Origin of the sequence: Martinezella tropici (genome assembly GCF_008370325.1) — a bacterium.
Classification (GTDB): Bacteria; Pseudomonadota; Alphaproteobacteria; order Rhizobiales; family Rhizobiaceae; genus Rhizobium; species Rhizobium tropici_B.
Genome location: NZ_VNIP01000022.1, coordinates 15160 through 31634 on the forward strand (window position 1 = coordinate 15160; position 16475 = coordinate 31634).

Consider the following 16475-nt stretch of genomic DNA (forward strand, 5'->3'; position numbering starts at 1 on the left):
AATAAGTTCAACAACACAAACTGGGAGATACGCAGATGAACGTCATGAAAGCTCTGGCAACCACTGCAGCTGTACTCGCAGCTCTCGTTTCGCCTGCGAAGGCAGCGTGTGATGATATTCCAAAAAAGCTTCGAAGTGATGGTGGATGGCTATTCCGAATCAACGGTACCTGGCGACCTGTAATCGGCGAACTGAATGATTTCGTTCAAAACCTAAAATCTCGAAATGTGTATTTTACTTACGTCGTCAACGACGACAGTCTCAACAAACCGCGTCGTGGCTTGCTGGTTATCAAAACAGGGATAAGTCTTAAGCAGACAGATGCCGCAGGGGACACGTCACATGTGAAGCTACTTCGATATCCCATAAGCAAAGTGGCCAACTGCGATGGTAATTATCGCTATTTTGACACAAGTGTTTCCGGGATATCCTATGACAGATATCACGACTATGGCTATCGAACGGATGAAGACGCCACTATTAACCGATTTCATATCCGATATGCGACCAGGACTGGCTGTCTCAATTCCAACGACGCGCAACCCGACGCCTACTTTTCCGGCCATAGGGCAAGCAATATCTCGCAGTTTTCTTTCGATCCAAAGGTTGTTCGATCAGGGCAGCATAGCCAGTTTCTGGCATTGTTTGGAATTACGCCAGCCTATGCTGCTCAGGCTATTTCCGATCGGCAGGTCGAGATCAAGAGATATGTTGCTGACGATAGCGGATCGGCCTGCGTCCGATTCAGCATAAAAATACAGCCGGGTCGGTTTGTTCGGATCAATGATCTCGATCGCCGTTCGCCTTTTCGTGCAGACGAGCAGTCTTGGACCTGGTCCGAATGAGCACAAATACGACCTCTCCGGCGACTGACCAATTTTCTCAAAACGACATGCTTGCCGAGGAGAAACGAGCGATCTGGGGTGATCATGCCATCCCTGAAGGGATCACGGGAATCGGACTTTCCGGCGGCGGAATCAGAGCCGCCATCGTTGCCCTGGGTGTTCTCCAGTCATTGGCGGAAAAGGACATTCTCAAGCAGTTTCACTATCTGTCGAGTGTGTCGGGTGGTGGCTACATCGCGTCTGCACTGACCTGGTTTTGGTCTTCACGACGACAACAGGAAGAGCGCCTTACTGACGACGCCAAATGCAAATTCGGTTCAGATCCGAACAGCTTCCCCTTCCAGGAGATGCAACAGTCGACAGCAGGCTCTGATCTGGAAGAGAATTACGCGGATCTTTCATTGCAGGCGAAGGCCGCCAAAAATCTTGAATTCCTGCGAAACCACGGCTCCTATCTAACGACAGGCGACGGGATCGGGGTTGCCGGCCTGATTGTCGCTGTCGTTCGGACCGTGTTGGTTAGTCTTATGGTGTGGCTGCCACTGCTAATACTCATGTTTCTTATTCTGGAATGGATCGACGATGTCAGTTTTTCCTTATCGATCCTTGATGCTTTTCGACCCTATATTATCGACGATCGACCTTTCTATTCCGGACTTCTGGCCATCGCAATTGGCATGATCCTTGTGTTTGTGTCCGGTGTCATGATTCTGGCATTGATCAATCCTGGCCAACAGAAGATTACGTCGGTCAATGTCGTGAAATGGCTTCTAAGCACAGCTGCCTGCGGGATTGGAGCGCTACTGCTGGTAGTTTACATTATCCTGCTGCTTAAGGACGTGCGCAATATTCAACCGATGATGGGATTGTTCATCCTCGTGTTGAGTTATCTCTGCATAAGATTGTCAATCCTCACCGCAACGCGATTATTCGGCCCAAATCCAAGCTATGGGCTTCGGAGAATCTTCGAAAGATTGTCCAGCTATTTGCTTCCGTTTTTTATCGTTCTGCTTTTCACGGGGTCGTTTCCGATTATCGCGGAGTATGCGGGCCGCGATAACTCGACTACGGAGCAGTTTATGGGCGTAATCATTCCGAGTGCGTTCGCGGGCCTTTTCTCGCTGCTGAGCGGTATCGGCACTGCTCTTTACGGATACTACCTCAAGGCAAAGAGCATCCATCCAGGGATCGCCGGACAGATGTTGGGAATAGGCGGAGCATTGCTCTTCATCGCCGGGTTGCTGCTTTTCACCTTCGTCATCTCCCATGAAATTTACCGCCCCGGCGGCGACGTCCATCTCGTCATTATTTTCATGTTTGCTTTCTTTATGGCTTTTCTCATCGGCAGCTTTGGCAGTGTGAATGCTACGGGGCTGCATCGATACTACCGAGATCGCCTGATGGAGACCTTCTTGCCGATGGCAAGCGGTATTCAGAAAGGATTGGCACGACGTTCGGATGTGGCCGACACCTTGTCGGTGGCAGATATGTGGGACGGTCCTCAAGATCTGGGTCGCCGCCCTTACCATATCATAAATGCTCATGCGATTTTGATCAAAGACGCTGAGCCAAGGGTATCTGTTCGAGGTGGCGATAATTTCATGATTTCGGCTGCCTTTGTGGGTTCCAGGGCAACGGGATGGATGAGAACCGCCCAGTATGTCGAACGTAACGGGCTCCTGACTTTGTCGAGCGCGATGGCTACGTCTGGAGCTGCCGCCAACGCGCATGCGGGCTACATCGGAACAGGGCTGACGCGGCAGCGCTTTATATCTGCAGTTATGTCGATCTTGAATATTCGATTGGGTCTCTGGGTTGGTAACCCCTTGGTATTGGCCAAAAGCGTGGCATCCAGTTGGAAGCCACCTATTGCCACATATTTTCGACCTGCACTTCTATCCGGGATCTTTGGATTTGGTTACAATCGCTATTCGCGTTTCTTGGAGTTATCGGACGGGGGGCATTTCGAGAATCTGGGGCTGTACGAACTAGTACGGCGAAAAGTGATGGTGGCATTGGTCGTGGATGCTGAACAGGACCAGACTATCAGTCTGTCATCATTGGTCTCGTCGGTGAACCGGATAAAGGAGGACTTCGGTGCTGACATACACTTCGACGAGCATCGAGGGCCCGAATTGTTGATAGGGCAAGAGAGCAAGCAATATCCCTCAGGGGTTCGGATCGCAGCATCCCCCTTCATCGTGGGGGAGATCCGCTATCCCGACGGCAAGTGCGGAGTGCTTATCTATATAAAATCGACAATGATGACAGGCCTCGATTTTGCCACTGACGGATATCGGGCCGCCAACCCGGATTTTCCTCATCAAAGCACGATTGATCAATTCTTCGACCCGGATCAGTTTGAGGCTTACCGAGACCTTGGTCGCAAGAGTTGCTTGGCAGCCATCGAACAACTTGACTTAGCCAACACCATCAGATGCCCGCTCGACATTTTTTCCAAGTTTGCCGCGGTGAAATCTTCGGCGGCCGCTCATCCATCGGTCCTTTGATCGCGCGGCAAGTCAGCTGACATTTTCTTGCAAAGGGCGAAAGGGATTTTGAGAAGGTCAGGTCTACGCACTTTAAACTTTTCGAGTGCGGTTCAAGGTATAGCTCCGGTCTTTGATCGAGCAAGCTGCAGATGGGCGATCTCGCTCTAGGCTTGCATCGCGAAGCGGCAGATTACTTTTCGCGAATTGGCAATAAAACTCCGCAGTGTAAAATTGCGCTCCTTCGTTATTATGCGTTTTTTGGATATTTGGTAGGGAAAAACTTCTGCAGTGCGGGCGGATTGGATGGGTTGGAGAGGTCTCTCCTGGAGCACCAGACGGGTTTCGAGCCTACATCCTCAAGATGCACTGTTCATCTGGGGTAGTGCGTTTTCTGTTTCGGGGAGGAGCAATCCGAATCGAAAAAGATCCGAGCTTTCGTCAAGCTGCATATGTTAAGTAAGTGAACTCCTATCTACCCGCCTTCCGCCATCCGGCGGCCCTGGCATCGGCCTCGGAGCAAAACCACCGCTCGCCTTTGCTGTAAGTAATCACGGTCTCGACGTAATATTCCTGACCCGGCATATGGTAGATCTTCTTGCCACCATTGTACGAGATGTTTCCCTTGATCGTGCAGGCCGGATCATACAGCTCATGCGGCACAAGTGTGTATCCGCCGGAGGCCAGGAAAATGGCGGTTGAACTGCCGATGACGAGTAACGCGAACTTGCTCATGACGCCACGATAGCTGGACACAATTGCAGATTGTGTCCAGCTATCGCTAAATTTCTAGTCAATCATGTCACGACGCGGCAAATCGCGTGTTTCCATCACCAACTACCAACACACAGGCTGGCCGCGCCATAGAAGCACGGACCATTGTCCGGAACGCTCTGGAGAGCCTCGTCGCATCCGTCGAATGAAGCGGGATGGAGCACGCGCGAAATTGTTGTGGCGATCCTCGAGGCAGGACAATTGCTCGAGAAAGCAAATACCGCCGATCCGGATCCTGCCGAAGGTCCGGCCATCAACGATGTTGCACGCGAGCAGATCGGTCATGGCGAACAATATGATTAGACGATTGATCGGCGTTCGCGATTAAAAGACATCGCTCCCGGCAGGCTTGGGGCCGACGGGCTGCGTATTTTCCGAAAACATGTCGAGCTGAGATGTCATGGCCTATCCGCCATCGCTGGCCCACCTTCGACGAAGGTCTCTCCTGTATCGGTGAGTGACACGCTTCGCGTCGTGCGGTTGAACAGGCGGATGTTCCTAAAGCGCTTAAACTATCATGAAATCGCGCCTGTGTATTACATCACGAGCGTCGGAGATGGTTCCATAAATCGTATTATCTGTTCTTGAGCCGGCTAATGGATAGCATTCTGTTTTCAAGTGCGATATGCCAGTATTTGCAATGGCTTCACTTTGGAGGAGATTGGCCGTTGGCGAATGGCTGGCTCGGTCGCCGCGGCAAATAGCCAAACACCCTTCCGGCCATTCCAAGTGTTGCAGTCGTTCTACGAACCGTCTGAAAGATGGTTGTCACTGACCAGCCAAACTTTGCCCACTTTCTCTTTCGCCGGAAAAACACGATTGCTCCCAAGGCATCCCTCTTTGTCCGACAGGGTTTTCGCCATATCTTCTGTGGGGCAAGGAACCGGCCAATGTCGTCGTGATGCCAGATTGCCATTCGTCGATTGACTTCTATGCCAACCGCGCTGAGGTCCAGGGTTAATTTCTCCAGCGTCCATATCGGTGCGGTAGCAGATCGCCATCGCCTCCCGGCAATTTCTTTCCATACCTTATCGTTCTCTGCCCACCGGGAGACGTCGGATCTGCTGAAGGTGCGGGAGACGTCTGGCAGTCCATTTCACCACCCGGACACGCGTTGAAATGGTTCCTGTGACACAAGTGAACAGGTGCAATCACGGGAGCGGCCGCTTGCGTCGCGCCAGCTCGAATAGACCACGCAAAAAGGTCAAACAACTTGGCAATACCCTCAGACACTAAACAGGAATGTTTACTCCATGTTGGGATGGAGTCTTTATCGTACAGCAGGGAGTAGTTAGTGTCTGCCGAGATTTTCCTCCAGTCGAATCTTGAAATCCAAACGCAGATGCACCTGTTGTAGACGATCGTGCACGGGCGAACTCTTGTCCCATTGGGGATCAGCACGATTTGAAATGGTCTGGAGCCGAACTTCTGAGAATGCCGAGAGCATGAAATTTGATTGGAATATTATTGCCGTTCACTTTGTCCGCAAAAGATCGCCGAACCTGCAAGCGAATTGAACCTGTCGACGTCCCCTTGCAGATCTGAGACGAACCTCAAGGCAGCATCGGTCACCCAGAGCTGCCAGCAACCTCACGGCATATCACCATTCTCCCTCGTGTTTCATATTGACCTCTAGGCTTTCCGATGAAATTTGCGACGCTGCTTCCGCTTGTAACTCTCGGCTTTTTAGCATCCTGTGCGACACAGCCGAACGAGGTTGTCACCGACCTCTATTCGCCGAGCAAACGGTATCACGTTGAGATACGAAAATGCCCACAGGTCGGGTCGCTTGTGCGGGGCGAGGAGGTCCAGGCCACCGTTCTGGAGGCCGGGAGGGTCGGTGTCTGTCATTCATCTGTAAACGTTATCGAACAGTTCAGCGTGAATTCGCCGGAAGATCAGCTCGAGCTCAAATGGGTTTCGGAAACACAGCTCAGGGCATGGCATCCTAAATTTAATCCCAGCTATGGGCCGCAAACATACGTTTTCGGTCAAAACGATCCTGTGAAGGTCATCTTCCGTCCTAAGATATAGTGGGGCATGGGCATGGTCATTGCAATCAGCAGCCTCTCGATCAGCATTGGGGCTCCAGTCAACAACATCACTGGTCCAGCTAACACATCGAATTAATGGGCAGCGAAGCGCCAGCCTTAAGTAGCTCGATATGCCGCGTGGTGGCACTTTGCCAGTCACCCATCACCCTGCCATTTGGGGTCCCAAGCTATTTGATCATGGCAGCCGCTCGGAATTACGGCTGGTGCGGGTGCGTCAGTGATGGCCCTCGCAGTGGCGTAGCAGCCGGGATAGCTCCCATAAGTGCACGTCGTTTTCGACGCATGTGCACTTAAGATGGAGCCGAGTGAACGCAGATCAGCTTACCGGGTGTTGAAGCCCACGCGCCGCGTGAAGTAAACCTCGAAATGTCTTTCATGATTCAAAATTGAGCCGTCGATGCGATTTAAGTGCCATTTCCTCCTGGCCACCAGTGCGGTGTTGATTTCCACTATTCTTGCAGGCGGTCAACTGATGGCGCAACAGAGTGCCGATCCCAAGGTTAGCTCCAAGGTTCCAGGGATAGAAATTAGGCATTTGACACAACTTCCGAAGGCACCGCCGTCTGCTCAGTCTCAGGACGAGTGCAATGCGGTCTTCCCTCCAACGACCGCAGGTGGGCAAGTTATCAACGGGCTTGGTTGGGGTGTAACCGGGGAGGCAAAGCTCGGACCCTATGATGTGGTGAGCTTTGCTGGGGAGTTCGAGCCTTCAACTGCCGGTTCCTGCGAGATTGATCAAGGCAACATCACGCTCTTCAACGGCCCGCAACTAGTCATGATCATCTACGTCACCAAGAGCAGCAAGCTATCAATCGGCAGAGTTATCGCCGACGACGATGGGCTGCGCATTGTTGATGGCAGTCTTGCCCAGATGCCTGTCGGCGAGGTGCGGCTGGTCGGCGATCACGCCGTCGAGGTCACACCGATAACGGCCGAACAATCCGTCTGCGGCGGCAAAGAAGTGGTGCCGAAAGTCGATGGTAAGCCGGTCAGTGAGGCGCGCAAGCAGATCATTGCCCAGGGGTGGGAGCCGTTTCGAAGCCCACCGCCCAGCTATCAGGATTTCGTCGGCGACAGTATTCGCAAAAGCGGCATCATCGAAGCGACCGACTGTTCCGAGACCGACTCGGCGTCGTGCAGTTACTACTATCGAAAAGGCGATATAGAATTGAGCCTCACCACTCACGGGGACCAGAGGCCGACGGTTGACGGCCATCAGATCGCGTGTGATCGGTCTAAATGGCATAAGGCCGATTGATCACGGCGAGACTCCTGCTTCAGCCTTGAGCGTTAGCGGAAACTAACCGAACAATTGTTGGCAAATATATGACGGTCGAAGTTGCGCTTTTTCGCAACTGCGTCATGCCACATTGGCATATAGCCGCGTCTATTTGCCGAACGGGTTGGAATTCCTGTCCCATTCGAGAGGATTACCACCTGCTGTCGGCTGCTGCGCGGAAGAGGTATTCTGCTGATTACCTGCGTTGTCGTTGTCCGACTTCGGCGCAAATCTTGGCGAGAAATGCGGCAGTAGCAATCGTGCCCAGGAGCGATTGATCTTGGAGGCTTCATCGGGACAGCGCGCCGCTCGCTCCTTGGGTAGCATCCCATTGTCGACGATTGCGCCGTTATCATTCGGATCAAGCCCATAAATCATACATAGCAGGTTGAAGTAGCGCTGGGCATCGAGCGAATGTTCGTCGGCAAAGGCCGCCACATCTTGAGTATTCGTCGATTGGCTGTTGACTTTGAACCATATCGAAGCGAGCTGCAGAACGCGGGCGATGTCGTTCTTGCTCTCGCTGTCGTTGACATGGGAAAGCAGCATGACAGCTGCCAGCTGATCGACAGAGTCTTCTTCACGTCCGACGGCCGGAAGGTCCAGCAAGTCGATCAATGCATGGCCCGACTCGTGCAGCAGAATGAAACGTAGATTGTCGCGCACGAACTCGATCGTCAGTGCCTTGGGGTCGGAAGCGCCCTTTGACAGGGCCTGGCCCATTTGCAGCAGGCTATCGATCATCTCGTAGCAGAGAAATACCGCGCCGTTTTCCTTGTTATAGAATGCGTTGATGGTACCGCATTGCCGCGTCACGTAATGCAGAGGACGCGGAGTGACGAAGAGCCCGTCGAGGCCGTCGATTTCCGGAATGTTGGAAAACAGGTGAGTATCGACAGCCCACTGATAGGCGTAGTTGAAATTGGAATCCTGCGGCGGAAAATAATGATAGACGAAACGCAGACCCTTGCCGTCGGTGGTGATCAGCTTGCCGTCGGTAGGCGGGGGCAGCGCATTGTCCTTCTGTTCCGTCACACCATCCTTGTCGTCGCTCAACCGCTTGGTCGGCGTCTCTGAGGACGTGTCGGCCTGCTGCGATTGTTCCTGTTGCGACTGTTCGGGCGCGCCTGAGCTGTCCGATGGCGCATTCTGGCTTGCCTGTTTACTGTCATTGTCTTGCGCGCTGGCAAGATCGGCGAGTTTCGCCAGCGTCGGATAGCTGGGTTCGCCATCGGCCGAGTCATCGCCAAACGGATAGAAGCCGTTGGAGATGAGCACCGAGATGTTCTGTACCAGCTTGTCGTTCTTGTCGTCGTTCCAGGCCAAATCATAGCCGCGGATTTCATTGCCCCGCTGTTCGAAGCGGGAATAGAAGTTCCGGTCTCCCGATTTGCCCGTCACGATGAACCAGTTTCGCCGCTTGAGCTGATAGGTGATCGTACTGCCCTGGTCCACGGCAAGGGTCTGGAACAGATTGTCGAGTTGAGTAGTGTCGCTGTTGGGAAAACGCGCCGTTTTCAACGAAATCGAGCCGTTTCTCGCTTCCAGCGTCTCGCCTCCAAGATTGTTGTCCTGCCGTTCCGTAAGCAGCCCGGCCGGGTAGGAGATGGTCAGGCCGGCTTTGGAATTATCAAGGCTATGCCATTGCAGCTGCTTGCGGACATCAAGAGCTGCCTTGGATAATTCGAGCGCGTCCAGCGGCGACAGCATGCCGGTAGCAGCGCGACTGTGATCGCGTTGATAGCTGGCGATGCCATTGCGGCTGGCCTGCCCAAAGTTACCGTCGGCAAAACCGGTATAGTAGCCGAGCAGGATCAGGCCTTCCTGGCTGAGGCGTTTCTCCCATATGTTCAGCGCATCCTCGATTGAATCCGAGCTGGCCTGATCGAGCTGTCCGCCCTGCGCCGATATCTGGGCAAATGCCGGCTGTAGCCAAGCCGCACAGGGAATGGCGGAAGCCAGGGTGAGCGCGAAGATCGCAGTCTTCGAAAAATCAAGCTTCAAAGCGAAGTTCATTTTGCGCGAATTCCGGTTTGCGGTGGGAAAGGTCATGAAAGGCTCATGCGGGCGCCACGTTTGCTCCCAGGATTATTGAACCGGCACGGTTCTAAGCAGCAGCACATCGATGTCGCGTTTGGGCGTGTAGTTGTTGATGTCCATTTCGAACTGGGTCGGGCCGATTTTCTTCACGCCGTCGCCGCAAAAGGACACCAGCGTCTTGGGATCGCCCTTGTCGACGATCAGTTTGAACTCGCCGATCGGCCCTGCCCAATTGCCGCCGGATGTGATGACGTAGGACAGATATTGCTCGAAAGCCTGGAAGGTCGGGTTGGGGTCGCCGAGTTTCTTGTGAAGCGAGCGGGCAGCCTTCAGAAAGGCCTCATCGGTACAGAAGGTGTCGCGGTAGTGTTTGAGCTGGTCGCTATCCATGTCGGGTGAGCCCAGGGACAGAGTGGATTGGCTGCCGAGGACCGGGACATAGCTTTGCTCCACGATCACGTCTTTTCCCTTGGAAAAGGTCTGCTGCCGCCAATATTTGGAACGCAGCGTCCAAAGCGGATAAAGAGTGGTTGGTTGTCCGGTGTAATCGCCTTCGCCGGTATCAAAGAAACCGGCATCCACCAGCTGCTTGCGCTGCGCGTTCGACAAGCGACTGATCGTCGCCTCGCTGGCCTCCGCCGTCGGCACTAGCGATATGTGCAGGGCTTTGAGCTTATCGGTAATTTCCTCGTCCGGCTGACCATCCGCGACGAGGAAGGCGCGTTGTTCCAGCTGCGAAGGAACGGGCTGCCCGTCGACGACAGTCTTGAATTTCATGAAATTGTCGTTTGCCGGATCGGGAACGACGGTCGTCGAATTGGATCCGCCGCCCGGAAATGCCGGCATCGGAAAGGCTATGGTCGTGGCGTAGTCAGCATTCGTCAGATTGCGGAAGCGATAGGAAATGCGAATGCCGGTAGGCGACAAATAGAGTTCCTCGGAGACGAGCGCAATCTTGTCCGTCCTCTGAAGAACGAGGCCACCGGTCCCCAATGTTGCCGAGCTGTCGTCGGCGAAGGCATGTGTGGGGAGGAGCATCAAGGCGCCAAGGGCAAGTGGAATAAATCGCATGGCTTATCTTTCGAAATCGGGGCCATTCTTTCAATCGCTCTCGATCCTCGGCACTGCTGACGATGGAGGAACAAAGCCAGCAGGCTTTATCAGAGCGCGGTCGCCGCACGGATATTCCGGCGTCCAGCTGAGGTGTACTTGCGTCCATTTTTGTAATGGCACGCGTTGGAGGCGGACCATCCGTCGGTATGCGCTATCTTACTGGCGGATCGCTTCGGATCCGGGAAGCGCATAGCCTTTTTGGAGCGAACCGGTAAAAGCCGCACCGCGACATGCGAGGGAATAGCGCTCCCAGGAGTAATTGGTCACAATGGATTGGCTTGCAGTGTCGATCGATCGGTATTCGTAGCCGACCTCCGCGTCGTAAGTCGCCTGCTCGTCCGGTCCGCGTGAAACACCTTTCGTGGTCACCAGGACCTGGCGTGTGCCTCCATTTTCGGCCGGCAATGGCTCCGGCATGGCAAGGGCTGCCTGGCTTCTCTGTGTTGTTTCCAGATAGGCGAGGCACTCGGCAAAATTGGAGAAGCGGCCTGCTGCGACCGGTTCAGGCGGCAAGCTGCCACTGGCAAAGGCTGATTGCGCCGCCAGCAGAAGGCAGGCGCCCACCGTCGCCGTCCACAGGAGCGCCGGGGCAAGGTAGCCATCTCGTCGTGTGTAGGGTCGGAAAGTGTTCATTGGTCGGACGGCTCCAGCGGTGGCCGACATCGAGAGCAATCCCGTGACAACCAAAGCGCATGAGCCCAGCCCGACTGTGATTGCGCGGCCGACACCGATCGTGAGCGCGGTTGCAATGTTCATTCGTGTGGTCCTTCAGAAATGATATCGTCTACTGCGCCGGCGGATAGGTAGGGCTGGTCAGGCATTGGCCGAACCAGGTGGCGTCGGTTTCTCCCAGCGGCCAGTTGGCTTCGGTGTCGAGTTTCGGAAGGTCATTTTTCGGCGCGGGGAAGTGGTTGGCATCGGGGGAGAGGTCCCATCCTCCTCCCTTGCCATTTTCGCAGACATCTCCTGATTGATCGCCGCAAAATGCGGCGGGTTTGGCCTGCTCCCCGGCAACGGTGCTGACAGCGTAATATTGGTAGAGCGCCCAGGATGCGAATTCTGTGCTCAGGCTGCAGACTCGGTCCTTGTTCTGTACGTGAACGGCGGCGGTGCACTGATAGGAAAAGCTGGTCTGCTTATTGTCGTTTGGAATGAATTCGCAGCTCGTATCGAAACCGGAAAACGCCCCACCGGTATATTTTGTGAGAAACCCGCGCTGGGCCACTGCCTGGGCAACAAAGCCCTTGTCTGATCGGTCGGCAAGACCGGCTGTTCGCTCCGTGATGGCCTTGCGAAGCACGCTGAGCGGCAATGGGCGATCGCCAGGATTGCTGCTGAACCACTCATTGCGGGCTGCAACCCAGCGGCGTTGGCTGTTTATAAGCATTGAACGGACCTCGGCGTCCGGCGCAGTCTTGAGAATTGCGCTATAGGCCTGCCCCATGGCAGTGTCGGCCGCCTTCAGACCTGCATCGCCACAGATTCTCTTATCGATGGCATCGTTCGCCTTTGTGCAGTCGATTGCCCAGGCCGGCATGCTCGCGCCGAGGGTCGTCATCAGGCAGATCGTCACGAGCCGAATTTGCTTCTTGAGTTGATGGCTGGGCATGCGGTCTGCTCCTCGATGTTCTTTCCGGCTGCAAATATCTTGCCAGAGCTATCAGGTGTATGGGTTTCTTGAGATCGAAATAGCGGTGCACTTAATATGGACGCTTCTGCACCGCACAGTGCTCATCAAAGCAAGATGATCGCTTAGCGGTTCGATCATCCGCCGAAACATCGCTGATTGGTGAATTCGATCAGGTCGTGATCCCGCTCTCTGCGTCGCTCGAAAGGCTCAATCGCGAAACGCCCGAGCATCAAATCTCTGCAGATTCTGACATCGGTCCTCTTCGAGTGGCTTTCGAGCACGCAGTCGCCGCCAAAGCTATGGTTGCCGTCTGCCGTTCCGACCGGCAAATCGATCAGCTTTTTGCAACCAATGATCTTCCCGTCGATGTTTCGGTCGGACATGGACTGATCGAAGGACTGAAGCCGGCTGTTGGGGTCGCGAAGAACGACGACGCTACGGCAGGAATTGCCATCCGGAATCTCGCACGACGGCTTGTCGACGATGTACCTCTCATTGCGTGCAAGAACATCGATCCGCTTGAGATATGCCTCCTCCATGCAGGCCGCATCCTGGCATATGTCCCGGGTGTGATTGATCCAATTTCGCTGCTCCGTAAGCAGGGCTTGCTTGCTGGAGGGTGCCACCGCGGTCAAGGCCGTCTTGAAAACAGTCGCCAGCTGGCTGTCGAGTTGCGAAAGGCTTGGAGTTCCGCAAATCACTTTCTCGACGCGGGCAATCGCCCTCTCGCAATCGAAACTGGCAGCGATCGCGCCGGTCGGCGCCAAGGAAACCAAGAGGAGACAAAGCAGTAAAAGTGCATTTCTTCGCATGATGAAGGCCACCTTGGCGCACTTATTAGACCTAGCTAGACCAGTCCTCGACAGATTGGGAAATCCGGCAATGCTACCTCGCGGAGTCGATGCATGGAGAGATTCACGTCGGTGAGGAGAGACGACTATTCCGCGATAGCCTCGTCGAGTGCTGACTTTTGGGCAGCGGACGGCTCGCCCAGATAGAGAGCAGGTTTCCCCTCCTCCTGGACCTCAGCCCATGCCTGCGTCCCGTTCATGTTGAAAAGAATAGAGGCTTGCCCATCGTTCGTCGCATGCTGCTTGGATATGACGCTGATCTGGTAGTTGACTGCGTCGATGGATATGATCTTCAAAGCCCCGGCGATGAACCTGTTCTCGTCACGCACCCAGGCGGGCGTCTTTTTGGCTGAGGTCAGCGTCTTCCACGACTGTGCGTAGACGGAGTTCTTCAGCAGATCGTAGATGTAGGTGTCCCCGGCACGGGCGATGCCCGCCATTCCGAGGAGTGCAAGAGATAGTATCAGCCGACGCATAGATCCCTCAGCTTCGAGCAAATAATTACCGCATCCACTGTCGCTCCAGACAGTTACCTGCGGTAAGGCTGCTTGCCTCTTAAGGCTGCAAATGTCGATGGGCGACAGTTCGGACGTTTGCGATTTGAACGCAAGTGCAGCTCTTTTGGATGAAGTTGCACTTGGGAACGTTAGATTATCACCATGCAAGGTTCTATTTGGGTTTTCGTCCAACTGAGCTCGATTGGGGATGAAGTTGAATTTTCACATGCCAACCTTTCGATACAATGAGGGCTAAATTGAACAAGAAAGCGTGCGGACCTAAGCTTTTGATCTTGTGTGCAGTGGCTTTCCATGCCGCCGATACCAATGCTGCCGATCAGGAGCATATCTACCAGAGAGCAAGCGGTAGTTTTGGAGAGGGGAGCGTCACGGTCATGCTTCTCGACGAAAAATCGTCACGTACCCGGTTGACGGTACAAGTCGGCGGTATCCCCAATGGAGAAGCAACCTCCGTCGATTGTGGATTTATCGCCGAAGGAAAGCTCGTTGCGAACGTTTTCAACGGTACCGTGACCCGCATCAACGTTGTTGCCGATCTTGCTCCTGACGGAGATCCGGCTGATGCGACGCTGCCGGCTCTGGTGGCGGTTGTTAAGCGAGACGCGCTGACTTTCAACGCGACGAAAGCCGAGATGGGTAAGTTCTGTGGAGGAGATGGTTCTTCGCTCGACGGCGTCTTTCGCCTGAAAGACTGAAGGGCCAAGGACTGACGAGTCCAAACAGCAGGCCGTCCCAAAGCCGGCGGTCCTCGGAAAATTAAGCCGGCGATTGCAGCATTTCGGGATATTCGCTCCGCCCACCGCGCTCCCCACGCGGGCTATGCGGCTGCCACAAGGTATAGGCCGGCACTCTTTAAAGCAAATATAGTTGTGGTTTGATCTCCAGCCAGTAAACTGAGAAACCAGCTTCGTATTCTCGCCAGATCGAGTCGCCCGACAAGATCGTTCATTCACATCAAGGGAGCGAAGTGGTCCACATGAGAGACGTCGCAACCGCGAACTGTGAAGCCGCCGCATGCCTCGCTACGGGGGCGTCATCGCTAACGTCGTACGGAGTTCGTTGAGGTCAGCGCTATTTCCTGTTCGATAATGGCCTCCGCGACGCCCCACGCCCTCGTGGCTATGGTCGGATCGTGAAAAGCGCGAGCATCGATCGTCGCGCCATCCAACAGTATTAGGAGAAGAGAGGCGACACGTGTTGCGGCATGCTCCGGCAATAAGGTTTTCAGCATATCGCCCATCCATGCCATCATGTTTTTCTTATATCGAATGGCAACATCGGAGATCTTTGGATAGTCGGTGCCAAATTCGGCAAGTGCACGCTCGAACAGGCAGCCGGAAAAATCCGGGGTGGTGAACCAGGCCTCGTGCCATGCAAAAATACCTCTCAGCTGTTCCTTTGCCGAAGAGGTGGGTTCGACGCAGGCGCGAAGGCTGGCCATGATGTCGTGGTAACGGCGATCGAGGACGGCGCTGATCAGATCGTCCTTGCCGGGAAAGTGGTTGTAGAGCGTCATGCGGGCGACACCGGCCTCGGCCAAAATCCGGTCGACTCCGATTGGATGAAAGCCATGCCTTGAAAACAAATCGGTCGCGACCGCGACGAGCTGCGATTTTTTCGGGCTCATTGATGCCTCCTTTGTCTCACCGAATTGCATATAGACATCTTAGACTGATCGTTCTATCTATTCCATCAACCGCCCATATTAGCCCTTCAACTTATTGCTGCACATATTCGAAGACGGCGGCCGTTAAAGGCAAGTTCAATGGCGCAGATTTCCCCTTTAATGTTCAGTTTCTCGACACTCGAATTTCCTGAAAAAGATCGGTTTCAAGCTTGGGTCGACGACAATCACTGTGACTGCATATTGCGGAGCGATGCTTCCATCGCGTTCGACGCCGAAGCAACCGGTGCTGCTCTCGGCCCTCTCATCCTATCCGGTAGACGGTGGCTCAATCAGACCCGATTTTCCATCCACGAAACCAATCGAGCCGAGCGGCGTATCCGAACAGATGATCATGATTTCTTTCGGTTCATCTTGATGGTGAGTGGTCGATATTTGTGTCGATGGAGCACGCCTCACCCCATAAAGGCGGCCGGGGATCTGTTTGTCCTTGATGCCGCTCAAGTGAATGAAGGCCTGGTTGAGGCTGGCGACGTGATTTCTTTGGTGGTGCCGAGAGATCTGCTGCCAAGCCAAACTGCACTTTTGCATGGGCAGACGCTTGCGGATGGCATTGCTTGTCTTCTCGGCGACCATCTTCTTTCGCTGTTGCGAAACCTTGCAAGCCTTAGCGAGCATAAAATTCCCTATATCGTTCAATCGACCCTGCAGCTCGTCACCGCCGCAGTGTCCCCGACGCCGGATGCGTTGGTTGAGGCGAATAGCCCGATCCGAGATGCACTACGCGAGCGGATCCTGCGTTACATCGATACTCATTTGCTGAATGTCAATCTCACGCCTGATCAGATTTGCCGGGATGTCGGCGTGTCGCGGGCAAAACTCTACCAATTGCTCGAAGGCAGCGGCGGCGTCATGCGGCAAATACAACGCAGGAGGCTGCGCCGTGCCTACCAAATGCTGGCGGATCCCACCCGGCCGCATCCTCATATTGCCGAGATCGCCTGGAGGCATGGCTTCTCGAACGAGAAATACTTCTATCGCCTGTTCAAGACCGAATTCGGCCACACCCCAAGCGAGACGCTGGAAAATATGCGCGCCGCCTCCGTACTGAAACCGGCCACTCGTCGTGGTCATCAGGAGCATGTCGAGCGACCCTCGGGCTGGACATTGCCGTTTGGAGTACCCGGCAATTGAGGCTTCCGAAACGTATTTTATAACGTCTCAGATCTACCTAGCGTGTAAGCGGCAAGGAGACCCC

14 protein-coding genes are annotated in these 16475 nt (G+C 54.4%); 6 read left to right on the plus strand and 8 right to left on the minus strand.

Annotated elements, in window-relative coordinates; translation table 11 throughout:
- Positions 1-35: 35 nt before the first annotated feature.
- Together FP026_RS29715 and FP026_RS29720 are read left to right on the plus strand one after the other, a co-directional pair.
- Positions 36-845 carry a hypothetical protein gene (locus FP026_RS29715; protein ID WP_149638134.1) on the plus strand — a complete coding sequence of 270 codons (810 nt, stop codon included), beginning with the start codon at positions 36-38 and terminating at the stop codon, positions 843-845.
- The gene (locus FP026_RS29720; protein ID WP_149638135.1) at positions 842-3355 is read left to right on the plus strand and encodes a patatin-like phospholipase family protein; all 2514 of its coding nucleotides are present in this window, start codon (positions 842-844) and stop codon (positions 3353-3355) included. The genes FP026_RS29715 and FP026_RS29720 overlap by 4 nt, the downstream gene beginning before the upstream one ends.
- A gap of 450 nt (positions 3356-3805) precedes the next feature.
- Here FP026_RS29720 and FP026_RS29725 read toward each other — a convergent pair whose 3' ends face one another.
- The gene (locus FP026_RS29725) at positions 3806-4069 is read right to left on the minus strand and encodes a sunset domain-containing protein (protein ID WP_149638136.1); all 264 of its coding nucleotides are present in this window, start codon (positions 4067-4069) and stop codon (positions 3806-3808) included.
- Between the two features lie 216 nt (positions 4070-4285).
- Between FP026_RS29725 and FP026_RS31010 the strand changes: the two genes are divergently transcribed.
- Positions 4286-4411: a hypothetical protein gene (locus FP026_RS31010; protein WP_281408630.1), complete on the plus strand. Its 126-nt coding sequence runs from the start codon at positions 4286-4288 to the stop codon at positions 4409-4411.
- Positions 4412-6634: 2223 nt separating this feature from the next.
- The gene (locus FP026_RS29740; protein WP_149638138.1) at positions 6635-7420 is read left to right on the plus strand and encodes a hypothetical protein; all 786 of its coding nucleotides are present in this window, start codon (positions 6635-6637) and stop codon (positions 7418-7420) included.
- Positions 7421-7549: 129 nt separating this feature from the next.
- On the opposite strand, the gene FP026_RS29745 is transcribed toward FP026_RS29740, so the two are convergent.
- The 6 genes from FP026_RS29745 to FP026_RS29770 form a co-directional block, all read right to left on the minus strand.
- The gene (locus FP026_RS29745; RefSeq protein ID WP_149638139.1) at positions 7550-9457 is read right to left on the minus strand and encodes a DUF4344 domain-containing metallopeptidase; all 1908 of its coding nucleotides are present in this window, start codon (positions 9455-9457) and stop codon (positions 7550-7552) included.
- A gap of 72 nt (positions 9458-9529) precedes the next feature.
- Positions 9530-10552, minus strand: a complete 1023-nt coding sequence (locus FP026_RS29750; protein WP_149638140.1) for a DUF4424 domain-containing protein — start codon at positions 10550-10552, stop codon at positions 9530-9532.
- A 198-nt stretch (positions 10553-10750) separates the two neighbouring features.
- Positions 10751-11350, minus strand: a complete 600-nt coding sequence (locus FP026_RS29755; protein ID WP_149638141.1) for a hypothetical protein — start codon at positions 11348-11350, stop codon at positions 10751-10753.
- A 28-nt stretch (positions 11351-11378) separates the two neighbouring features.
- Positions 11379-12203 (minus strand): lysozyme inhibitor LprI family protein, encoded by an 825-nt coding sequence (locus tag FP026_RS29760; protein ID WP_149638142.1) that lies wholly within the window; start codon positions 12201-12203, stop codon positions 11379-11381.
- A gap of 155 nt (positions 12204-12358) precedes the next feature.
- On the minus strand, positions 12359-13048 hold the full coding sequence (locus tag FP026_RS29765; RefSeq protein WP_149638143.1) for a lysozyme inhibitor LprI family protein: 690 nt from the start codon (positions 13046-13048) through the stop codon (positions 12359-12361).
- 113 nt (positions 13049-13161) lie between these two features.
- Positions 13162-13551 (minus strand): Ivy family c-type lysozyme inhibitor, encoded by a 390-nt coding sequence (locus FP026_RS29770; RefSeq protein WP_149638144.1) that lies wholly within the window; start codon positions 13549-13551, stop codon positions 13162-13164.
- 278 nt (positions 13552-13829) lie between these two features.
- Between FP026_RS29770 and FP026_RS29775 the strand changes: the two genes are divergently transcribed.
- Positions 13830-14288 (plus strand): hypothetical protein, encoded by a 459-nt coding sequence (locus FP026_RS29775; protein ID WP_149638145.1) that lies wholly within the window; start codon positions 13830-13832, stop codon positions 14286-14288.
- A 344-nt stretch (positions 14289-14632) separates the two neighbouring features.
- Here the strand turns inward: FP026_RS29775 and FP026_RS29780 are convergent, their stop codons facing one another.
- Positions 14633-15220 (minus strand): TetR/AcrR family transcriptional regulator, encoded by a 588-nt coding sequence (locus FP026_RS29780; RefSeq protein WP_149638146.1) that lies wholly within the window; start codon positions 15218-15220, stop codon positions 14633-14635.
- A 138-nt stretch (positions 15221-15358) separates the two neighbouring features.
- On the opposite strand from FP026_RS29780, the gene FP026_RS29785 reads away from it, so the two are divergent.
- The gene (locus FP026_RS29785; protein WP_149638147.1) at positions 15359-16411 is read left to right on the plus strand and encodes a helix-turn-helix domain-containing protein; all 1053 of its coding nucleotides are present in this window, start codon (positions 15359-15361) and stop codon (positions 16409-16411) included.
- Positions 16412-16475: the final 64 nt, after the last annotated feature.